We start from the raw sequence: 21,599 nt of genomic DNA on the forward strand, positions 1-21,599 counted from the left end.
CTGTCGCGCTCGAAATGCAGAGGTTAAGATGGTGTTATGCACCGACAACATTAGCGAGCAGGTCGTCACGTGGCGAAGGCAAACTTTGATATGTGGTTGTTTTATGATCGTTTTGTGCGGAAATAGCATTTTTTGCCGAACGAGGTTGTCGTTGATCCGTATGATATCTGCTAAAGTCCTGGCGTCACCTTCTTCATCAGGCCGGAAAGATGCAGCTTGACGGCAATTTCCGTGATTCCAAGTTCACGGGCCCTAACTTCCTCTTCAGGCGAGGTGAGACGACCATAGAGTCCCGGCCGACGTGCCGGGGAAGCCGCTACGCTCGCAATCGCGTGAATCCCGAGGGCATCTAAAAAGTTCTGATCACGGTACGATTTGGGCGGGAAGTCGATGGCACCAAATTTCGGAGCCTTACGCTCACGAGGGTATCGCAAAGCCGGCTATGAAAATGATCGGAATGTCATCTCCTTCACTGCTGCCGGTTTTTGAATTCAAAGCCATCATTTCTGTTAATCTCCCGTCGACGATCAGGCAACGCGCGCTATGCAATGCATAGCTCTACGCAATCGCTTGACCTATTGCATCGAGTAACTCGTCGGGATCGACCGGCTTTGTTAAGAATTTCATCGCGCCAGTGGCCATCGCCTGTGATCTTGCTTCGGGTGTGGGAAACGCGGTCATGAAGATTATCGGAATTTGCCAACCATTCTTCACGATTCTGCTCTGAAGTTCGAGGCCGGTCATGTCTGGCATGTTGACGTCGGTCACGACACACCCGACTTCGCTCTGCCGCGTAAAGCCTAGAAGCTCGCCACCCCCAGAAAACATCGCGGTCGACAGCCCTTCGGAACGCACAAGGCTGTCAATTGCATCTCGAATCAGCGGATCGTCGTCGACGATCGCGATCAGACAGGTTTTTAGCACAATGCGCTCCCGATCGTCAAAGGTGTTATCAGGTGCAATGACATTATCCTGAATGATGAAAAGTAGAACTGATCATGGTGCTCAAGACCAAACGCGTGTTTCGGGCAGCAGAACAGACAAACTGATGCACAAGTCTTCTTCCGAAGGATTTTATGCCTTGATCAATTCACCATGCTGTTCGATGATTGAACGACTGTTCGATAGCACGACCCTCATGCCATCTTTGCAACTGCTGAATGACGGCTCGAAAATCTCAAGCAGGTCGTGTAGTAGCCATCGTAAAATTCTACCAATCTCCTAACGTCGCATGCCTGTAAGCGGCCGGTCAAATCCAGCACAATTAAAGCTATGGGCAATCTGCGCTGCAGTTGTAACTATACGCTGGTTGGGGCAACCCTGGAGATCGGAACCATACATGCCGAGATAGAACTGCCAATTCCGCCAGCGTCAGATCCCCACGCATCGCCTCCAGCGCCACCTTCGCCTTTGAGTCTGCAGAATACGCTTTCTCATCGTCTTCATTGCCGTCCCTTCCCTCACGTCAGGGTTAGCTTAGCAACCTGTCCAAAAGACTTGGACCGCGTCAGAGCACGAGTCGGTCAGATCGTTGACGGAAAATTCAAATCATGATTGCCGAACAAATTTGTGACGATCGCGAAGTGATCGTCGATAAAGCTCATTTGGTATTAGCGGCACATTAGGCTGTGTCTAGCAAACGTAGCCGCCATAAGTACGGACCATTCTTAATTGATCGCCGAATTCACCGTTCAGGGCGTTACCGTCGCATGGCCCGCCGACCAACTTAATGCCGTACATTAAGACTTGTCCTTATTTAAGTTTCATGGTCGCGAGAAGCGAATTGCGACAACGGGGGAAAAGTTTCAACGGCCGCACCGTCAGCAACTGCTGACCGCTGAAAATCTCCTTTGTCGGCCATGGGCTATACCGAAGTCGACAAGCAGCTGGCAGCGAATCTGAAACAATGCCCCGCCATTCAGCAACCGGCCATTCTGCGAAACGCTAACTTATGACCGCACCCGCGACAAAACCCGTGCGGCCACGCCGCTTTGTACTTGTAGCTGCCGCCCATAACGCAGCGCCGTGGACGGCGAAGACCATCGTAAGGTCAGGGCGATGCCCGCACCATCCTCGCCAGCGGCGAACAGGTCCTGGGTCAGCCCGACACGCAAGCTATGAGTCGACAGTGCAGCGATGGCGGCGTCCAGATCGGCGGTGGGCACATCAATCAGCCCCTCCCGCGCGGCCGCGAGTGCAATCCGCCGGTAGATTCCGGTGACACCCTGCCGGGTGAGGGGAGCATCGCCAACGGTAAAAGTGACTAGCACGGCCGCCCCGTCTGCATCCTCATCGCCCCACCGCGCATCGGCGGCTTCCTTGGCGCGCTGGCGGCGGCGATCGACCCCGACACGGCGGAACAGCACGCCTTCGCCGATGCCGCTTTCCGAGCGCCAGCGCGCGATCCGGCGCATGGTGTCGGCCGAGAGCCAGGCCCAGGCGCCGAGGCCTTCCTGATCGGTCTTGGAGCGGGGCAGGTGGAGCAAGCCGGTGCCGTCGCCCTGCTGTCGCAGATCCTTGATCTCGACGGAAGTAAGTTCGCTGACGCGCAGCCCGGCATCGTAGCCGAGCGACAGCAGCGCAGCATCGCGAACGCCTTGCAAGTCGGGGCTGCAGGCGTCGAGCAGCGCGGTGATCGTGAACCCGCGGACTTCGGCGAGATCACCGCCAAAGCGCAACGGCGCAGCCTGGCGCTGCGCGACGCCCTGGCGGCGACGCTGGCCGCGCAGCGCATTGCGCACCATCGGCGCCGCGGTTGGCGGCGTGTCACCGCCGAGTTCGAGCATGCGGTGCACGGTGGCGAGACTCGCGATCCGCCGGGCCAGCGTTGCCGGTTTCTTGCCATCGGCTTCGAGCGTGCGCAGGTAGCGCACCAGGTCCTCCGGATCGGCCGGCAGCGCATGACGATGCTCGTGCGCACACCAGTCGAGCCAGCAGTCGAGATCGGCGGCGATGGCCAGCTTGGAGGCCGGCGCCATCGCCTCGAGCGCGGTTTCGAGACCGATTGCGCTCACCGGCGTCAACTCGTCCGAAGCCGCGCGGCCGAGCGTCGCCACGAGGCGCTGATCGGGCGTGACAGCCTGGGCGCGTCGTGCATGGCGACGGGGTAGTGGCCCGGCGCCGCGGACCATGATGACGGTCGTGGGCGCCATTGGTACCGGACGAGCCCCGGATGTCGGATGCGACCCCGGATCGAGCGCTTCTGCATCAGGCGAAGCGAATGGGTTCAGCGTTGAAGACGTGCTCTCATCGGTCGGAAGTGTCTCGTTGTCTTCTTCGTGACTCACGCTCTGCCCCGCCGTCCTGTTGTACGCAATAATCAGCCTGTTATTACCATAATGTCCGATTATGGAAAGTGACTTTAACGGGAGTGTCACGGGTGAGGGGGTGTGCCACCTGCTACAATTTCGTGCCACACATCGTGTTGCGTTGCTCCGGTCTATCAATGGGTTTATATTGGCGACCTCGAAACCTCTTACACAATTGAGCGTCACATGACCGTCCAGATCAACATTACGCCAAAGGGTCGCATGAGTCTGCCCGCAGACATTCGCAAGCGCTTGGGCCTCACGGATGGCGGTGCGATCTATCTCGATGAAACCGACGATGGCGTGGTCCTGCGCACCGCCGCACAAGCGGTGGCGCGCGCGCAGGCCTTGGCCAAGCGCTATACCGGCGATAATCCCGACAGCTCGGTCGAAGCCTTCCTGGCTGGTCGCCGCGAGGATAGCGGCGAATGAGCGACATCGTGCTCGATGCCTCCGCGCTGCTCGCGATGCTCAAGGGTGAGCGCGGCGCCGCCAAGGTGGCGGCCGCCATCGCCGGCGCGCGGATCAGCGCTGTCAATTACGCCGAGGTGGTCAGCCACTTCGTGCATGCAGGTATGCCAGAGCGCGAAGTGGACGCGATGCTCGATCCGCTGCCTTTAGCAGTGGTGCCGGTCGACAAGGCTTTGGCCCAGCTCGCCGGCCGTCTGCGCGCGGTGACCTCAAGTGCGGGTCTGTCGCTTGGCGATCGGTGCTGCCTCGCCCTCGCCCAGCGCGACGGCCTTCCCGCCTGGACCAGCGATCTAGCGTGGAAGACCATCGCGGAAGTGGTCCAAGTGAAGATCGTCGCCATTCGCTAAATCGGAAGGCGGCTTTCGACCGGACATCGTTTGGGCATTATGCCCACGGCATATATGGCATCGCTTGCTCCCGCGCACAGCGGGCGTCCAGCTTTGCAAGCTCCGCGGCGACATCAAGATGGCGCAGTTCCGGATGGCCTGCCATTCTCGCCACCCGTTCTCGTAACCGGCGCGGCCACCGGGCGCTGCGGGAAATCAGCATGGCCTGCAAGGTCGGGAAAGCCCACAGCAGCAACCACTCCAGATCCCGGGGCTGGTTGCCCGCCTCCTCGCGAACCGAACTCCGGCCAGCTGGCGGACGCGGCGCAAGCAAAGTTTGCACGGCACTCAAAACCCAGGCCCGATAGACCGGCGACAGCTCACAATAGAAGGATGGCGAAAAGGTACATGGGCGGTGATCGCGCACCCAATGACGATGTGGGCGACTGAATGAATTTATCAGACTTCCTGTACCTATTTGCGGAGCAAGCAAGGCCCATGTCAGATCACCAACCACATCCAGCATCTGCCGAGACGTGACCGGACCCGCCCCTGTGAGATAGGCGTTCTGCCCCAGGATCGCCCGACGCAATTGACGCTCGAACGCCATTAGCCGCGCAAAGCGGGCACCGTCCGGCTGCCAAGTCTCGCTCGCCGCATACCTGGGAGCAAACTTGCCGGGATTTCTAGGAGCATGACCACAATCTGCACAGACAAATTCGACCGGATCGGCATAGACAAAGCGCGGCTCATGCCGCGGATCGCAATTATCGCAAAAATCGTGACGCCATGAGCAATGGCGGTGGCAGAAATTGAGCGGGAGCGCGGTTTCACGGTCAAGGTAGGCGCCGCCGGACCGATGCGCTTCGTCGAGGCATTGACGGCACCAGTTGAGGTCCAGGTTTCCCCTCATCCGCCCACCGGGACCGGGCGCCGGCAGCCAATCCACGACGAGCCGAGGCCATACCTCAGCAAGCTGAAGCCCTCGGATCTCGGCGGGTTCAGCGCGGCACGCCGTTATCACTTGCGCGGCTTCATCCTCCTGCCAGGTAACGTCCGGCCGGTTTCGCGGCATAGCCCCGTTCGGCGCCAGCCAATCCAGGAGTTGCGGGGTTTCCAGGTCATATTGGGCTGCGGTTCGCCCAAGCCACGACGACACCAGCTCGCAAGGTCGGGGTCGAGGCGCGACCGGTAACACCGTTGTCGCTTCAATGCGCCGTGCGGCTCCCATAGCTCGCCTTCCTTTCGCCCCGCCGACGGACCAGGCTTTTCATGCTGACGGACGGCAAAACCAAATCTTCCGCATCCAGGTCGCTGGCCGTTATGCGCTCAGCGCCGGTCTCGATCGCTCTGACCGCCAGCGATTCTACCAGGCGAAAGATCCGTCCAGTGTTCCCGTCACTGAGATCCAGAATGCCGAGCCGACAACGATCGTTCGTCAGCTCGGACGGCTGACGGAGCGGCAGAATGGCCCCCATGGTCTGGAGCAAGTCGCGGAACGCTTCATCGTCTCGCCAACGCGTGAGTTCCACAGCGTCGAACCGTTCGGCCAAGGCGGCGTCGGTCAGCAACGCAGCTCGAGCCTCGTGATTGCCCGTACATACGATGGGAATTTTCAGGTCATTCGCGAAATACCGCAGCGTGTTGAGGAAAATCCGCTGCTGACGCGGCGTACAGGCGAGCATGTGGTTAATCTCATCGAGGATCAGCATGCGCGCGTGGACCTGCGTCATTACCCGGCGGGCGAGATGGCGCGCCCGGCATATTTCAGTGCGGCCTTCCGACCAGGCGACCTTGCCGGCGTAACCGGCGCCCAAGGCTTCGAGCAGCTCCCCATAAAACTCCCCTTCGGTCGGCTGTGGCGGCAGTTGCACCGCGACCACCGGGATGGTGGCGACGCCAATCCTGTCATCGAAGCTGCGGGGGTTTTCCATCTCGAACCGCTCGACGATGCGGGTCTTGCCCATCCCGGTCTGTCCGAAGATCAACAGACACGGCATGCGGGTCCGGGCCGGATAGGTGAACATCGCCTCGAGCGTTGCCCGCACCGCCTCCGCCTTCGGAAAGCCGAGCCAGCGATCCTGCCGGATCCAGGCAATGCGTTCTGAATCGGGGCGTTGTGCCCGTTGCCGATAGCCTTCGGCGAGATGTGTCGCAGATATCATCGCCGCATCTCATCGACGACGAAAGGAAGCCGCGCCGGCTCTTTCAAAGTGATCTTATCTTCCAACAGGGGCGCCTCCGGTTGCTTCTCGGTGGAGACGGAGAAAACGGTTTCACGCGCACGATGCGCGTCGGAGAGCGCTTTCCGGGTGCGCTGCAACGCAAGCCGTGCGGCCTTGGTTTTATGCGCGGCTTCAGAAATGATCGCACGCTGCGTTTCCACTGCAGCAAATATCAGAGCCTCATTGCGCGCGTCCAAACCCTTGGCTCGGATGGCCTGCACCGCCTGCCTCTGTTCCCAGCGCGTGATCGCCGGGCGTCGCAGATCGCGATACGGCACTTCCAAATGATCGCCGTCCGGGAGTTCCAGCCACACACGCGACAAATCGCGCGGATCCCAGCGAACCGTCATGCGCTGTCCGTGGCGAGTGTACCAACATGGGAGCGCATCGTCCCAGTAATGCGTGTTGAAGAGCTCTATACCGTTGGGCGTCACGGCGCGGCTCGCGCACGGCAGGAAGTCGAAAAGGAAGCAACCAGGATCGAGCGGCAGGCGCATGAGTTCCGGCCGCCGGGCTATCGCCTCATCCCACGCCAATGAGGGCGGTATGCCGAGGCTACGGTGACGTTCCGCGTGATAGGGGCCGATGATTTGGGCCGTCAGCCAGGCTTCCAGCTCAGCCATGGTCATGCAGGCCCGCCCTTCCGCGTCATACTCCCCTTTCTCCAGCACATTCGAAAAGGTCGTCCCTGCTAACAGGTGCACCGCTCCCATCATCGTGCCGATCAGCCGCTCAATATGCCCGCCAAAGTGCGGCCGCTTGATTGGCCGGTACTCCAGTTCGATGGAATAGGTGCGGCAGCCGCGCCTGAGGGCTTCGCTATGATGCTCTCGCGCATTATCGAGATGTAGCCGGTCCATGAGGCCATAGTTCGGCCAAGGCGCAGCCAAACCGCGTTCAGCGAGCCAATCATCTTTGGGCAGCACTGCGTGGCGCATGCACATGCCCACCGACACGGCGGAGGGCGCCAACAGGTCCAGATGAAATCCGGGTATCGTCCGGCTCGCAATGTCGATCATCACGGTCAGCCATGGGCGGCCGATGGGCTTGCGGTACAGGTCATCGACCACGATCACATCGACGAGTGTGTGATCGGATTGGACCACCTCGAGTGCGAAGCCCGCTTCCATCGCAGCGCGATTGGGCTCCCATCGATCGTTGGCTGCCTTAGCACCGAGGCGTCGCCGGGCCGTGGAAACGGGAGGCAAAGCCTGCACGCGTGCGGTGATCGCCTTGGTGCTCGGCGGCCGAATGCCGGACTTCCTGCACTCGTGGTCCAACCAACGTCGCAGAGATTGGACACTCGGCTTTTCGCGGGTCAGGTAATGTTCTTCGATCCCTCGGCTGATCAATTGCTCGACATCGGCTGAGAGATTTCGAGTTCCAGATGTCCGGCCACGCTTGCCCGGCAACAACGAGGCGGCACACGGCGCGGCGCGATATGCCTGAAGGAGTTCGTGGAAGCGGGATCTTTGAAGCCCGAGCTTCGACATGGCTTCAGTGGCAACTTCGGCGGAGATACGCGGGCGATGCGCCAGCGGACGGATTACCATCTCGCGGCGACGCGCCTCTTCCCAATCTGCATCCGATGCGGTTTTTGCCACCTGCATAGCCAAACAGCCTTGCTGGAAAACCTGCGGTGAGTGTCTGCCTTTTGGAGCGCGGAGTCTAGAGAAGCTTACCCTCCTCCCTCGCGCTCTGACTTTCGCTTGTCCGATATTTGAGGAGTTGATCCGGCATTTGCATGTGAGGTTTTCCGCCATTCTTGCGTCCGGGGAATAAGGAAAACCGACATCATTGCTTTTCAGCGCTCAAATTGCGCGGAGCGATGTCGGGCGTGCCGCTAGACAGCACGCCCCTGGTAAGCTCAGGCTTGCTTCATTGCAGGCTGCGGATGAAGAATTCCGACAGCCTGCGCGTCACATAGTCGATCGGTCCCGTCGAGCGCCCGACGCTGTGCTCGCCGCCGGGCACGACCAGCAGGTCGAAATCCTTGTCCGCCTTGATGAGCGCATCGGCGACCTGCATGGTCGAAGCCGGATCGACATTGCTGTCCTGTTCACCAACGATCATGAACAGTTTGCCTTGAAGCTTTGCGGCGTTGTCGACCCCGGAGGCATCGGCATAGCTCTTGTCGACCGGCCAGCCGAGCCACTGTTCGTTCCAGCTGATCTTGTCCATGCGGTTGTCGTAGCAGCCGGCCATGGCAACCCCGGCCTTGTAGAAGTCGCCGTGGAACAACAGTGCATTGAGCGTGCTCTGCCCGCCTGCGGAGGCACCGTAGATGCCGACGCGGGCGATATCATAGGCTGGGTCCTTCGCCGCCAGGGCCTTGTGCCAGAGGATGCGGTCCGGGAAGCCGGAATCCTGGAGGTTCTTCCACGCCACATCCTGGAATGCCTTGGAGCGGTTGGCCGTGCCCATGCCGTCGATCTGCACGACGATGAAACCGAGATCGGCCAGCGCCTGCATGCCGATCACCTTGTCGCCGCCGGAGTGATAGCCGAAGGGCCAGAAGCTCTTGGGCACGAAGCTGTCGTGCGGCCCGGCGTAGATGTTTTCGATCACCGGGTACTTCTTCGCCGGATCGTAGTCGCGCGGGCGCACGACCAGACCCCAGATGTCGGTCTTGCCGTCTCGCCCCTTGGCGGTGAAGACTTCCGGCGCACGGAAACCGGCAGCCGTCAGGCGGCTGATATCGCCCTTCGCGATCGTCTGAACCAGTGCGCCGTCGCTTGCACGGTGGAGTTCGCTGACATTGGGCAAATCGACGCGCGAATATGTATCGACGTAGAACTGCATGTCGGGCGAGAAGCTGGCGGTGTGATCGGCGCGTTCGGGGGTCAGCGGAGTGAGGTTCCTGCCGTCGAAATCGATCCGGTAGTAGTGGCGGAAATAGGGGTCCTCGCCTGCGTTCATGCCGCTGGCGGCAAACCAGATCTGGCGCTTGTCGTCATCGACCTTGACCACGTCGCGGACCACCCACTGGCCGGTGGTGATGCGGTTCTTCACCTTTCCGGTTCGGCCGTCGATCAGGTAGAGGTGGTTCCAGCCATCGCGCTCCGAGGCCCAGACGATCTCATTGCCGAGGCCTTTCACATCGTGCGAGAAGCGGCGGTCGGCATAGACGAAAGTCTTAGCATTCTCGGTGACGGCAGCGTGAGCGGCGCCGCTCGCGGCATCGACCGAGACGATCTTCGCCTGCCCGAACCCGCGCCGAACGTAGTCGAATTCCACGCTCTTGCCATCCGCCCGCCAGCGCGGGCCGGACAGTTCGTAGGCATTGGGGAACAGCGACGGGTCCACCACGGTCTGGCGCTTTTCCGCCACGTCGAACAGCACCGGCTGCTCCTGGTCGATAGCGTCGCCAGGCTTGGGATAGAGCTGGGTCTGGAGGCCCGGCTGCCCCTTCCCCTTCGGCGCCGCTTCCACGCGTAGGACGTGGCGGGCATAACCGGGACGGACGCGGTAGATCATCAGGTGACGGCTGTCGGGCGACCAGGCGATGGTCTCAGGATCGTAGAAATTGCCGGATGAACCGTCCGTGCTGAGGCGAACAGCAGTCTTGCTTCCAGCGGGACGGACGATCAGGTTGTCATCTTCCACCAGCGCTTCCCACTTGCCGTCAGGTGAGAGGCGCGGATGATTGTCCGCCGGTACCGAAAGGTCACGCACGACGCCGAAACCGCGCGGGCGACGCGGGTCTTGCTGTTTTTCGCATGCATAGTCGGTCAGGTTGCAGCGCCAGCCGTCCTCGTCGAGCCAGAACTGGATGGTCTGCCGGTCCCCGGCGTAGTCGAATTCCGCGAAAGGCAGGCGCAGCGGTGCGACCGGTCGGCCCAGCGCCTTGGTCAGTGTCGCGGCCAAGCGCTGCTGGTCGAAGGCCGGGTTATGTTCCAGCGACCGGGCATCCACGGTCTCGAATGCGAAACCGCCCTCCACGGTCTTGCGATAGGAGAAAGCGCTGCCATCCGGTGTCCAGTGCGCGGGCCAGGCCACATCGCGAGTCAGATATTGCCATGTCTGACGAAGGGCGAGCGACCGATCGATATCCGCGCGCGCCGGTGCCGCTCCTACGGTCGCCGAGATCAGCGCTGCGCCGCCCGCCATCAACAGTCCGCAAATACGAGCACGGCGAGCAGCAAGAGACATGGGACGCGACCTTATTCGATGAGTTGGATGTGAATCGTATACGGTATTAACTGCGAGACGCAACGCTTGCTTGCCCGGTTCCGTCATCCTCGGGCACTTCTGGATGGCGGAGCAAGCAGACGCGAAAGCGAGTTCCGATCATGCGAAAATCGCCGACCGAGACGCATTAAATGCTAATGCGTCGCATATTCTTTTCTTTGCTCAAGGTTCATAGATGCTCTCCACGCGGCGCGCTGATTCGCCGCCATTGAACCCTTCGGGGGGAGATCATAGTTTCAACACCGGGCCGGAAACCGCGGTCCGGCAACGAGGAGACGGTCAAGGCCATGGATATTCGTCGCGAATCCGACAGCATCGGTGAAATCGAGGTTCCCGCCGCCGCATACTGGGGCGCCCAGACCCAGCGCAGCATCGAGAACTTCCCCTTCCCCGCCAGCGAACGCATGCCCTTGCCGATCGTCCGCGCCCTCGCCCGCGTGAAGCTGGCCGCCGCCCGCGCCAACCGCGCCCATGGTCTTGAAGCCGGGCTTGCCGATGCCATCGAGGCCGCCGCGATCGAAGTCGTCGAAGGCAAGCTGGACGACCAGTTCCCGCTGGTGATCTGGCAGACCGGCAGCGGCACCCAGAGCAACATGAACGTCAACGAGGTCATCGCGGGCCGCGCCAACGAGATCCTTTCCGGCCAGCGCGGCGGCAAGAGTCCGGTCCATCCCAACGACCACGTCAATCGCGGTCAGTCGTCCAACGACAGTTTTCCCACCGCTCTCCACGTCGCGGCGGTGGTCTCGATCGAGGAAGTGCTGGTCCCCGCGCTCGACCGGCTGACCGCCTCACTCGATGCCAAGGCCAAGGCCTGGAGCGATATCGTCAAGATCGGCCGCACCCACCTTCAGGACGCGACCCCGCTGACCCTCGGCCAGGAATTCTCGGGCTATGTCCAGCAGCTTCGCGACGCCTACCAGCGCGTCCGCGATGCCGAGAAAGGCGTGCTGCGGCTGGCCCAGGGCGGTACCGCTGTCGGCACCGGCCTCAATGCCCCGGAAGGCTTCGGCGAAGCCATCGCCGCCGATCTCGCCGAGCAGACCGGCAAGGCCTTCGTCAAGGCGCCGAACACTTTCGAGGCCCTCGCCAGCAACGACGCGCTGGTGCAGCTTTCCGGCACGCTCTCGACGCTGGCCGTGGCGCTGACCAAGATCGCCAACGACATCCGCCTGCTCGGCTCCGGCCCCCGCTCTGGCCTCGGCGAACTCGACCTGCCCGCGAACGAGCCGGGCAGTTCGATCATGCCCGGCAAGGTCAACCCGACACAATGCGAGATGCTGACGATGGTCGCTGCGCAAGTGATCGGCAACCATCAGGCCGTGACCGTGGGCGGGCTTCAAGGCGCCTTCGAACTCAATGTGTTCAAACCGATGATCGGTGCAGCGGTGATCCGCTCGATCGAACTGCTCGCCACCGGCATGACCAGCTTTGCCGAGCGCTGCGTGGACGGCATCGAGCCGAACCGCACGCGGATCACCGAACTGCTGGAGCGTTCGCTGATGCTGGTGACGGCGCTGGCACCGGAGATCGGCTACGACAATGCCGCCAAGATCGCCAAGCACGCCCACACCAAGGGCCAGACCTTGCGCGAGGCGGCTCTGGAACTCGGTCTGGTAGACGATGCGACGTTCGATCGGCTCGTCCGCCCCGAAACCATGGTCTGACCCAGACTGGGGAACGCGGAGCGCTGTAATGCTCCCGCGTTCCCTATTCCTGCGCTGCGAAGGCGTGGATCGGCAGCAGGGCCGCGCCCAGCGTGATCGGCGAGCCACCAAGGCTCGAGACCTGCACCGGCGGGCGGCGATCTTCCACCGTCGTGACCAGCGGCGCCCGCGTCAGGCGGTCCTTCAATCCGCACAGAATTTCACCCGGTAGCGGCCCGGCCAGCACGATCGCCCCCGGATCGATCCACGCGAAAGCCGTATTGCACACCAGCTCAAGCTGCCCCGCTGCCCGGTCCATCCAGGCTTCGATGGTATCGCGCTGCTCGGGAGCGCCCGGATCGATCCCGGCGACCGAGGCGATCATGCAGCCATCCGCGCGCAGGCAGGCCAGCAGGTCGAGCGGACTTGGCCGAGGCCGATCCAGCGGGAACAGGCAACCCACTTCCCCCGCTACGCCATGTTGCCCGCGCATCAGTCGTCCGTCGACGATCACCCCCGCGCCGATCCCATAGCCCAGCAGCAGCACGACCACGGTGGAGAAATCGCGCAGCAGCCCGCCGAGGTAGAATTCGGCCAATGCGGCGGCATTGGCGTCATTTTCCAGCCAGAGCGGCCAGCCCAGTTCACCGGACAGGATCTCGTGCAGCGGTGCGCCGCGCCAACCGGGCAGCGCGTCGACCACGCTCCACCGCTCGCCGTCGTTCGAGAGCGCCGGTCCCGGCACCGCCACACCCATGCCCAGCATGCGTTGCCCGAGCAGATTGTGCCGGTTCACCAGCTCGTGAGTGATAGCGCGCACCCTGCGCGCGAATTGTCGGGGATCGATGGGCGCGATTGTCTCGTGATGCCTGGCGATCACAGTGCCCGCGAAATCCACGAGAGCGATGTCGAGCATACCCTTGTGCGCCGTGGCGCCAACCGCATAGCCGCCATTCGATGCCAATCGCAGCGGCACTGCCGGTCGTCCACGTGCCTGATGGCCGGGATCGTCGAGCTCCTCCACCACCCCCATCGACAGCAGCGCGCGAGACAACTTGGTCAGCGCAGCGGGACTGATTTCCAGCCGCTCGGCCAACGCCGAACGGGACAGCGCACCGGACTTGCGCAATTCCTGAATGATCCGGCGCTGATCCTTTTCCAGGGCGGGCAAAAGCATGAGGCCATGACTCCGACAGCTACCGGGCAGGCGCGACCTGCCTCGGAACTGTCATAATTATTTATTTCACGAATAATAATTAAAAACGTCATGTTCCGCGGTCAAGGGCCTTCCCGCGTCGCCTGCCAAGGCAGACCTGCAACGAAATGAGGGGTCCTCCAATGCGTAAGAGCATTCTCGCTTCCAGCACGGCACTTGCCGCCGTCTGCACCGTTTTTACCGTGCCTGCACTCGCCCAGACCGCCCCTGCTCCGGCTGACGGCGCCGAGCAGGCAGCGCCCACCGACGACATCATCGTCACCGGCTCGACCCGTGCCCAGCGCCGCTTCGACGTCTCCTATGCGATCAACACGCTGTCGCAGGAAGACATCCAGAAGATCGCGCCGGTCAACTTCGCGGACCTGATCGGCCAGCTTCCCGGTTTCCAGACCGAAATCACCGGCGGCGAAGTCCAGAACATCTATCGCATTCGCGGCCTCCCCAACGACGGCGGCTTCGTGAGCTTCCAGCAGGACGGCCTGCCGCTGTTCCACGAGAACGACGGCGTGTTCTTCCGCGGTGATGCGATCCTGAAGCAGGACCTCATGACCGAACGCGTCGAAGTGGTGCGCGGCGGTCCGGCTCCGGTCTATGCCAGCTATTCGGGCGCGATCATCAACGCGATCACCGTTACCGGCAGCGACGTGGCACGCGGCAAGGCGCAAGTAACGCTCGGCGATACCGGCCTATACCGCCTCGACGCCTATCAGGCGGGCCCCCTTGGCAAGAACACCTATTACGCCGTGGGCGGCTTCCTTCGCTACCACGACGGCTACCGCGACAACGGCTTCCCTAACGACAAGGGAGGTCAAATCCGGGCCAACATCAAGCATGAACTGGACAACGGGTTCATCAAGCTGAACCTCAACTATGTCAACGATCATAACGTCTTCTACCTGCCGATCCCGATCGCCGATCCGCGCGATCCCAGCAAGTCGCTTGACCCGTACATCGACTATTTCACCGGCACGATGAACTCGCCCGCCTTCCGCAACGTCAACCTCAAGTACCGTGACGGCAACGGCGTGATCCAGAGCCGGAACAGCGACCTCTCCGACGGTCGCCACATGCGGATGGTCAACTTCGGCGCGCACTACGAAGGCGATTTCGACGGCTGGCTGGTCACCGCGGCCGCCGGTTACACCCAGGGCAAGAACGACTTCACGGCGTTCTACTCGACCACAAACCCGGTCGACGGCAACGCCTTCGCCAACGGCTACCTCAATCGCGCGGGCGGTGCGCCCTTCGGCGCGACCCGCTTCGGCTATGTGCTGGCGGGCACCGATACCGTCTACGATCCCTCTGCCGCCTCCGGTCTCGTAATGCAGGGCCAGTACCGCGACATCCATTCGAAGTTCTATTCGGGGCAGGCCAACCTCTCGGTCGCGAAGCAGGTCAAGACCGGCATCGGCACACATGACATCAAGCTGGGCGTCTATGGCAGCCTCTATGGCGAGGACAGCCGGACCCTCTACCAGAACTACCTGATCGAAGTGGCGGGCGAACCGCGCACGCTCGACCTCGTGGGCTACAATGCCGCCGGTGCAGTGGTGGGCCGCGTCACAGACAACGGCGTGCTCAACTACGCCGCGACGCTCAACCAGGGCGACTCCGATGCGAAGATGTTCGCGCTCTACGCCAACGACACCTGGGAGATCGTCCCCGGCCTGCGCATCGACGCCGGTATCCGCCACGAGCGCTACAGCTACAAGGGCTGGGCCGCACTTACGGCGCAGGCCAACCTCGGTGACGCCACCACCCTGGCCGACGACACAACCCGCGCCTTCACCGGCGTGATCCTGAACCAGAAACTCAAGCCCAACGCCACCAACTGGACGGTCGGCGCCAACTACGACTTCTCCGGCCATGTCGGCCTCTACGGCCGCGCCTCGCACCTCGAAACGCCGCCCAACGTCCAGACGGTGATGAGCATCAACCCGACGATCATCAAAACCGTCGCCGACCAGTACGAAGTGGGCCTCAAGCTCGCCTCGGGTCGCTCGTACCTTTACGTCACCGGCTTCTATACCAACTTCGACCCGCTCAACGCCTCGTTCCTCGCCTTCGACCCGACCACGGGCCGCAACGACGTGAACGTGCCTTTCATCGGTGAGGCGCAAGTCAAGGGCATCGAGTTCGACGGTGCCTGGTCGGTCACGCCGTGGTTCACGCTGAACGGCGCGCTGACCGTCAGCGATCCCAAGTACAAGAACTTCCAGAGCAGCACCGGCGCCGATCCGGAGCAGGCGGAAGGCAACCAGATCGTCCGCCAGCCGAAGGTCTACGGCAATATCCGCCCGAGCTTCAGCTTCTCGACGAACGACACCGACATCTCGGTCTATGGTCGCTACACGTACATGGGCAAGCGCTTCGTCGACCTCTATAACAACACCGCGCTTCCGGCTTACGGCACCATCGGCGCGGGCATCACCGTTTCGCACGGGACCTGGCAGCTTCAGGTGGTAGGCGACAACCTGTTCAATGCCCACGGTCTGACCGAAGGCAATACCCGCACCGACTCGCTGGCGGGTCAGGGCAGTTCGGAGGCGATCTACGGTCGCCCGATCTTTGGTCGCAACTTCCGCCTCGTTGTGAGCAAGGCCTGGTAATGCGCGGAAAGGCGTACCGGATGGCCGCCCCGCTTTTGGCAGCGGCCATGCTCTCGCTCGCTTCCGTCCCGGCTTCGGCCGGGGCGGTTCGCGACGTCGAGACCGAAGCCCTGTCGGGCCGACTGTTCCCGCTGCTGGATGCGCTGGGCCGGGACATGTCCGCGATGGAGGCGATCAAGGCGAAGCCGGAAGTCGCGGCCATGCTGCGGGCCCGGCAGGAACGCCGTGACGCCTGCGCCATCGACCTCGGCTGCCTCGCGCAGGCGATGGTCTGGACGCCGACGGAAAGCGCCCTCCTCGCCCATGCGGCGGTGCAGCCCGCCGGAACGCGCAGCGCCGATGACGGCACCGCCGCACAGACCATGCGTGAGATCGAGGGCGTCAATGCCGTGGTGCGCACGTTCGGCCTCGGGCAAGTCCCCGCATACCCGCAGATCGACGGTGCCGGCACGATCGACCCGCAGGAGACGCGCGCTCGCCTTCAAGCCGCCGCCTGGCTCGCCCAGACCCCGCGCAGCGCTTCCACGCAGGCGCTGGACCCCAGCATCGAATTCGCGCTCGCCCTGCTCGACGCCAGCGACCGCACCGATGCCATCGGCTTCGAGCCGCTCGCGGGCGGTCTTAATGCTCTCGCCATGAAAAGGGCCAGAAGCCTCGACTGGAAGCGCTTCCGCTACAGCGCGATGATCGTGACCGGCGTGGGGCCGGAAGTGCCCGACATGGCACTCAGCCCCTTCGGCAAATACCATCTGCGCCTCGCCGCCGACCGTTTCGCGCAAGGCGACGTGCCGTTCATCATCGTCACCGGAGGCCGCGCCCATCCGCGCGCCACCCGCTTCACCGAAGCCGAGCAGATGCGCAAGGCCCTGATCGAGCGCTATGGTATCCCGGCGGAGGCCATCGTGATCGAACCTTATGCCCGCCACACGACCACCAACTTGCGCAATGCCACGCGCCTGTTGATGGCCATGGGCGCGCCGCTCGACAAGGACACGGTGATCGTCTGCAACCCCGGCCAGAGCGCCGCGATCGGAAGCTCCGCCTTCGTCCAGCGCAACCTGACCGAACTGGGCTACGAGCCAGGCAAGGTCGGCCGCCGCATCTCGCCGACGGAACTGGAATTCCGTCCCTCGCCGCAGTCCGCACGGGTCGATCCGCGCGACCCGCTCGACCCCTGACCTTTCCGACGGAACCCGCCATGCGTCCCTTCGTTCTCGCAGCGCTCGCCGCTGCCGCTCTTCCCGCTCCTGCTCTCGCCTGGGGCGGCACTGCCCATGCCGTCATCGACCGCGCCGCGATCGAGGCCATCCCCGACGACGGCCCGACCTTCCTGCGCCGCCATGTCGATTACATCGCCGCTTCGGCCTCGCTTCCCGACGGCTGGCGAGGCGACAGCGAACCTTTCTCGAAGATCAAGGAAGACCCCAACCACGGCTGGTTCAAGGAGCAGTTCGCCTTCCTCAAGCCGATCCCGCGCTCGCGCTATGCCTTCGTTCTCGCGCTTTACAAGCATTACGAGGCGATCAAGGACAGCGACCCGGCGACGGCCGCGCGCACCAATGTCCGCTGGACCGGCACCCTGCCCTATGCCGCCATGGAATCCTACGAGCGCCTGATCGCCTGCATGCGCCAGATCCGCGCGCTTCGGGCCGAGGGCAAGGACAGCGCCTTTGCCGAACAGCACTGCGCCTTCCAGGTGATCCGCCTCGGCCACTACATCGGCGACGGCGCCCAGCCGCTGCACGATTCCGTCAACAGCGACGGCTGGCGGGGCGACAATCCCAAGGGCTACACCCGCGACCGCTCGATTCATGGCCGCTTCGAGAGCGCATTCGTCGACGGCATTGGCCTTACGGTCAAGGACATCGCCCCGCGCCTCGGTGCGCCCGCCCACCGTGAGGGCGACATGTTCGATGCCGTCCTCGCCTTCCTCGACGATGCCTCCAGCCGGATGGAGCAGGTCTACATCCTCGAAAAGCGCGACCGCTTCGCCAATTTCAAGGATAGGGACGTGCGCGAACTGGTCTATGCCCAGACCGGCAAGGGCGCGGCGATGCTGCGCGACATGATCTGCCGGGCCTGGGCGGAGAGTGCGGTCAGCCCCGTCCCGCTCACGCCTTCGCCGCTCGATCCTGCCAATCCCGACTACGATCCCGAAACCGGCTCGGCGCCTCCGCAGACCGGGGCCTGAACGGAACAACTGCCGGCTCCGCGTGCTTGCGGCGAGATAGCGCCGCAAGCACGCGGGCGTGGCGTGCATGGCCGATGTCGAAACGCCGCAACAGCACGAAGGCACCCAGACTTCCGGCGATCGGTACGCCCAGCCCGAGCACCAGAATGCCGGTGCGTACGAGCGCCGATTGCTCTGCCCCCGGCACATAGCCAAGGCTTCCGAGCGACCAGCCGATCGTCGCGTTCGCCGCCGCTGCACCGGCTTTCACGATGACGAGATAGAAGGCGAAAAGGCCGGTCTCGAACCGGCGTCCATGGCGCCAGGCCACGAAATCCACGGTGTCGGCCAGAAGCCCCCAGGGCAGCATGAACACGCATGTGAAGCCCGCGCCGACCAGCACGGCGCTGGCGAGCAGAAGCGGCGGAGAGGTCATGCACAATGCAAAGAGCCCGAGGCTTCCCGCGCAAAGCAGATGGCCCGCCGCTAGCAACCGGCTCTTGTCGTAGCGTCCTGTCAGCATGGTCCAGAACAGCACACCGAAGAACTGCCCGCAGGTCACCGCGACAAGCAGCGAACTCACGCTGTCGGGGCGGTGAAAAACGTAAGTGCCCATGTAAAGCAGCATCCGCTCGAAAGTCGGCACCGCAAAGCCGGTGATCGCCGCGATAAGCCCCATGCCGAAGACCAGCCCGTCCCTCAGCGGCACGGCAATGCCGTCGCGGCATTCTTCGGCCGGCAGTGCGACCTCGCGCCCCGAAGCGAGCGCAGAGAAGGCGATGGTCATGGCAAAGACCACGCCTGCCAGACAGCCGGTCAGTGCCAGGAGTTCCAGCATGCGTGCCGATACCGCGTGCTGGACGGTCGGCGTCAGCAGTGCGGCAACTGTCAGCGCGGATGTCGTGCTGAAGAACAGGCGATAGCCGGAGACCCGCCCCCGCGCCCGGCTGTCCACCGTCATGCGCGCCATCAGGGCGTTGTGCGGCACATCGATCACCGCATAGGCCCCGCGAAACAGCAGGAGCGCGGCGGCGACCATCCAGACCCGCTCGGCCCCAAGAGCCGGAAGCGCGTAGAGCAATGCGAAGCCGCCCCCTGCCGGGATCGCGCCCGCCAGGATGAGCCAACGATAACCCCGGCCCGCGCGGCGCAAGCGAATGACCAGCAGCGCCGCCAGCAGATCGAACACGAGGTCCCCCGTCACCGCCACCAGCATCAGCAGTCCCGCCACCGATCCGGGCAGGCCGAACAGGTCGGTCAGCAGATAGAGGAATGTAACGTCGGCGCCGAGGAAAATCAGGTTCTTGCCGAAATTACCGCTGGCATAGCCGATCAGCCGCGCTTCGCTCTCGAAGCCGGAGATTGCCCCTGCCCGCGTTCGGGCCGGGCGCGCGGACCTGTTCGATTGCACCGTCATGCCACGTCAAAGAAACGGCGCGGGACCGGGCGCCACGCGCGCCTTTAGCCGCCCGTCGTTTCACTTTTGCGACGGTCCGGGCGATCAGTTGATCTCGGCCACGACCGTGCCCGCCTGCCGCTCGAACAGGCGGCGATACTGCCCTTGCCCCGATTTCAGCAGATCCTCGTGCGTACCGTCCTCGACGATTTCGCCGCGATGGAACACCAGGATACGGTCCAGCGCCCGGACCGTGGAAAGGCGGTGGGCAATGACGATGGCCGTCCGGCCCACCATGAGCCGCTCCATCGCCTCCTGGATCGCCGCCTCGGACTCGGAATCGAGGCTGGAGGTCGCCTCGTCGAGCATGAGGATCGGCGCATCGGCCAGGAAGGCGCGCGCGATGGCGATGCGCTGGCGCTCGCCGCCCGAGAGCTTGACGCCGCGCTCGCCCACCAGCGTGCGATAGCCCTTGGGTAGGCGCATGATGAAGTGGTGCGCATTGGCCAGCCGCGCCGCACGTTCGATATCCTCGATCGTGGCGTCCGGGCGGCCATAGCCGATGTTCTCCGCCAGAGTCCGGTGGAACAGTACCGGCTCCTGAGGCACGATGGCAACCTGCCGCCGCAGCGAGGTCTGCGTGGCGCGGGCCACGTCCTGCCCGTCTATGACGACCCGGCCTTGCTCCACATCGTAAAGCCGCTGGATCAGCTTGACGAAGCTGGTCTTGCCGGAGCCGGAAGGCCCTACCAGCCCGACGCGCTGGCCGCCCGGTATCGTCACGTCGAGGTGCTCGAACAGCGGCTTGTCCTGCCCGCCGTAGTGGAAGGTCACGTCCTCGAAGCGGATCGCACCGTCGCCGATACGGATGGGCAGCGCATCGGCGCGGTCGGCCACGCCCAGCGGCTCGTCGTGAAGCTGGACCAGTTCCTCCATCTCGTTCACCGCGCGCTGGAGCATGTGGACGTGCTGGCCGATGTCCCGCAGATAGCCGTTGAGCACGAGATAGCTGGTCAGCACATAGGCCACATCGCCCGGGCCCGCCTGCCCCTGCATCCACAGCCAGAGCGCGGCGGCGGTCACGGCGGCGCGGACCAGCCAGAGCAGGCTGGTCTGCCCGGTGCCGGCCCAGGTAAAGGCCATCCAGGTCCGCCAGGTCCGCCGCCGCCATTTGGCGACGGTCCGGGCGAGCAGTTCTTCCTCGCGTTCCTCGCCGCCGAAAGCCTTGACCACCGCGTTGGTGCCGATCGCATCGGCCAGGATACCGCCGATCCGCGTATCCCACTGGTTCGAGAGCCGCGCGGTCGGCGCCAGCACCCGCGTCGCCAGCCCGACGGTCAGGGTGATATAGGCGAGCGCCCCCACGGCCATGACCAGCCCGAGCACCGGCCAGTGCAGGGTCATCAGGATCACCGTCGCCACCAGCACCGTCAGCGAGGGAAGCAGCGAGAGCAGCAGCACGTCGTTCAGCGTGTCGAGCGCCCACATGCCGCGCGTGATGCGCCGCACGGTCGAACCGGAAAAGGCATTGGCGTGCCAGTCGGTGGAGAGGCGCTGGACGCGGGCGAAGGCTTCCTGCGTCACATCGCGCATCATGCCCAGGGTCAGCGGCGTGATCGCCCACCATCCGAGATAACGGAACACGACGAGGCCGAGCCCCAGCACGGTGATCGCCGCGAAGGCGCGCCAGGCTTCCGCGGCAAGGCCGCCGCCGACCGCGTCGATCATGTGGCCGGCATAGATCGGCACGAAGACTTCGGTGACGGTCGCCAGCATCATCGCCCCGGCGCAGGCGACGGCGAGCACCGGCGCTCGCCGCCAGTGGCCGAAGGCAAAAGCCAGAACCTTGCGCAGGACCGCGGCGCGCGGGAACAGGTCTTCGTCGGTATCGGTCATGGATGGATTTCCGCGCGGTCTTGCGCGGTCCCTGTATCAGCAGATTGTTTCGGGATGAGGGGACAGGTTTTCCGGGAAAACCCGGTCAGCCCCAGTCGCGAATGCGAGCCGCAAAGGGCGGATACGGATGGTTCATCGTCGCCCT

Annotated in this window: 15 protein-coding genes; 6 read left to right on the forward strand and 9 right to left on the reverse strand. The window is 63.5% G+C overall.

The features are described from left to right. Positions 1-558: 558 nt before the first annotated feature. Together ACZ1II_RS05165 and ACZ1II_RS05170 are read right to left on the reverse strand one after the other, a co-directional pair. Positions 559-924, reverse strand: coding sequence for a response regulator transcription factor (locus ACZ1II_RS05165; RefSeq protein WP_465143345.1), 366 nt, complete (start codon positions 922-924; stop codon positions 559-561). Positions 925-1,949: 1,025 nt separating this feature from the next. Further along, positions 1,950-3,152, reverse strand: a complete 1,203-nt coding sequence (locus tag ACZ1II_RS05170; RefSeq protein WP_465143346.1) for a tyrosine-type recombinase/integrase — start codon at positions 3,150-3,152, stop codon at positions 1,950-1,952. Between the two features lie 342 nt (positions 3,153-3,494). Here ACZ1II_RS05170 and ACZ1II_RS05175 point away from each other — a divergent pair, with 342 nt between their 5' ends. Both ACZ1II_RS05175 and ACZ1II_RS05180 read left to right on the forward strand, forming a co-directional pair. Continuing rightward, positions 3,495-3,740: an AbrB/MazE/SpoVT family DNA-binding domain-containing protein gene (locus tag ACZ1II_RS05175; RefSeq protein WP_054434180.1), complete on the forward strand. Its 246-nt coding sequence runs from the start codon at positions 3,495-3,497 to the stop codon at positions 3,738-3,740. Further along, positions 3,737-4,126: a type II toxin-antitoxin system VapC family toxin gene (locus tag ACZ1II_RS05180; protein ID WP_465143347.1), complete on the forward strand. Its 390-nt coding sequence runs from the start codon at positions 3,737-3,739 to the stop codon at positions 4,124-4,126. Before ACZ1II_RS05175 ends, ACZ1II_RS05180 begins: the two co-directional genes overlap by 4 nt. A gap of 37 nt (positions 4,127-4,163) precedes the next feature. On the opposite strand, the gene ACZ1II_RS05185 is transcribed toward ACZ1II_RS05180, so the two are convergent. From ACZ1II_RS05185 to ACZ1II_RS05200, 4 genes are all read right to left on the reverse strand, one after another. Then, positions 4,164-5,336 (reverse strand): TniQ family protein, encoded by a 1,173-nt coding sequence (locus ACZ1II_RS05185; RefSeq protein ID WP_465143348.1) that lies wholly within the window; start codon positions 5,334-5,336, stop codon positions 4,164-4,166. Then, complete coding sequence (locus ACZ1II_RS05190) at positions 5,314-6,270, reverse strand: TniB family NTP-binding protein (protein WP_465143349.1); 957 nt, start codon at positions 6,268-6,270, stop codon at positions 5,314-5,316. Before ACZ1II_RS05190 ends, ACZ1II_RS05185 begins: the two co-directional genes overlap by 23 nt. Next, positions 6,267-7,934, reverse strand: coding sequence for a Mu transposase C-terminal domain-containing protein (locus ACZ1II_RS05195; protein WP_465143350.1), 1,668 nt, complete (start codon positions 7,932-7,934; stop codon positions 6,267-6,269). Before ACZ1II_RS05195 ends, ACZ1II_RS05190 begins: the two co-directional genes overlap by 4 nt. 274 nt (positions 7,935-8,208) lie before the next feature. Beyond that, the gene (locus tag ACZ1II_RS05200) at positions 8,209-10,482 is read right to left on the reverse strand and encodes a S9 family peptidase (RefSeq protein WP_465143351.1); all 2,274 of its coding nucleotides are present in this window, start codon (positions 10,480-10,482) and stop codon (positions 8,209-8,211) included. A gap of 326 nt (positions 10,483-10,808) precedes the next feature. On the opposite strand from ACZ1II_RS05200, the gene fumC reads away from it, so the two are divergent. Then, on the forward strand, positions 10,809-12,188 hold the full coding sequence (fumC, locus tag ACZ1II_RS05205) for a class II fumarate hydratase (protein ID WP_465143352.1): 1,380 nt from the start codon (positions 10,809-10,811) through the stop codon (positions 12,186-12,188). 43 nt (positions 12,189-12,231) lie between these two features. Here the strand turns inward: fumC and ACZ1II_RS05210 are convergent, their stop codons facing one another. Continuing rightward, the gene (locus tag ACZ1II_RS05210; RefSeq protein ID WP_465143353.1) at positions 12,232-13,344 is read right to left on the reverse strand and encodes an ROK family protein; all 1,113 of its coding nucleotides are present in this window, start codon (positions 13,342-13,344) and stop codon (positions 12,232-12,234) included. A 161-nt stretch (positions 13,345-13,505) separates the two neighbouring features. On the opposite strand from ACZ1II_RS05210, the gene ACZ1II_RS05215 reads away from it, so the two are divergent. From ACZ1II_RS05215 to ACZ1II_RS05225, 3 genes are read left to right on the forward strand one after another with little or no spacing between them, the layout of a single operon-like run. Beyond that, entirely contained in the window at positions 13,506-15,992 is a 2,487-nt protein-coding gene (locus tag ACZ1II_RS05215; RefSeq protein WP_465143354.1) for a TonB-dependent receptor, read from the forward strand. A 20-nt stretch (positions 15,993-16,012) separates the two neighbouring features. Continuing rightward, complete coding sequence (locus ACZ1II_RS05220; protein ID WP_465143355.1) at positions 16,013-17,170, forward strand: YdcF family protein; 1,158 nt, start codon at positions 16,013-16,015, stop codon at positions 17,168-17,170. A 20-nt stretch (positions 17,171-17,190) separates the two neighbouring features. After that, positions 17,191-18,183: a phospholipase C/P1 nuclease family protein gene (locus ACZ1II_RS05225; protein ID WP_465143356.1), complete on the forward strand. Its 993-nt coding sequence runs from the start codon at positions 17,191-17,193 to the stop codon at positions 18,181-18,183. On the opposite strand, the gene ACZ1II_RS05230 is transcribed toward ACZ1II_RS05225, so the two are convergent. Together ACZ1II_RS05230 and ACZ1II_RS05235 are read right to left on the reverse strand one after the other, a co-directional pair. Next, a complete protein-coding gene (locus tag ACZ1II_RS05230; protein ID WP_465143357.1) occupies positions 18,104-19,579 on the reverse strand; it encodes an MFS transporter in 1,476 nt (491 codons plus the stop codon). The genes ACZ1II_RS05225 and ACZ1II_RS05230 overlap by 80 nt on opposite strands. 84 nt (positions 19,580-19,663) lie before the next feature. Beyond that, positions 19,664-21,454, reverse strand: coding sequence for an ABC transporter ATP-binding protein (locus ACZ1II_RS05235; RefSeq protein ID WP_465143358.1), 1,791 nt, complete (start codon positions 21,452-21,454; stop codon positions 19,664-19,666). Positions 21,455-21,599 lie beyond the last annotated feature (145 nt).

The sequence above is a fragment of the Novosphingobium sp. BL-S-20 genome, from assembly GCF_055521635.1.

Coding starts and splice junctions, on each gene's coding strand:
- ACZ1II_RS05190 (WP_465143349.1), bottom strand. CDS start 6,270: ATGATATCTGCGACACATCTCGCCGAAGGCTATCGGCAACGGGCACAA.
- ACZ1II_RS05200 (WP_465143351.1), bottom strand. CDS start 10,482: ATGTCTCTTGCTGCTCGCCGTGCTCGTATTTGCGGACTGTTGATGGCG.
- ACZ1II_RS05220 (WP_465143355.1), top strand. CDS start 16,013: ATGGCCGCCCCGCTTTTGGCAGCGGCCATGCTCTCGCTCGCTTCCGTC.
- ACZ1II_RS05170 (WP_465143346.1), bottom strand. CDS start 3,152: ATGGCGCCCACGACCGTCATCATGGTCCGCGGCGCCGGGCCACTACCC.
- ACZ1II_RS05210 (WP_465143353.1), bottom strand. CDS start 13,344: ATGCTTTTGCCCGCCCTGGAAAAGGATCAGCGCCGGATCATTCAGGAA.
- fumC (WP_465143352.1), top strand. CDS start 10,809: ATGGATATTCGTCGCGAATCCGACAGCATCGGTGAAATCGAGGTTCCC.
- ACZ1II_RS05215 (WP_465143354.1), top strand. CDS start 13,506: ATGCGTAAGAGCATTCTCGCTTCCAGCACGGCACTTGCCGCCGTCTGC.
- ACZ1II_RS05230 (WP_465143357.1), bottom strand. CDS start 19,579: ATGACGGTGCAATCGAACAGGTCCGCGCGCCCGGCCCGAACGCGGGCA.
- ACZ1II_RS05235 (WP_465143358.1), bottom strand. CDS start 21,454: ATGACCGATACCGACGAAGACCTGTTCCCGCGCGCCGCGGTCCTGCGC.
- ACZ1II_RS05175 (WP_054434180.1), top strand. CDS start 3,495: ATGACCGTCCAGATCAACATTACGCCAAAGGGTCGCATGAGTCTGCCC.
- ACZ1II_RS05185 (WP_465143348.1), bottom strand. CDS start 5,336: ATGGGAGCCGCACGGCGCATTGAAGCGACAACGGTGTTACCGGTCGCG.
- ACZ1II_RS05225 (WP_465143356.1), top strand. CDS start 17,191: ATGCGTCCCTTCGTTCTCGCAGCGCTCGCCGCTGCCGCTCTTCCCGCT.
- ACZ1II_RS05180 (WP_465143347.1), top strand. CDS start 3,737: ATGAGCGACATCGTGCTCGATGCCTCCGCGCTGCTCGCGATGCTCAAG.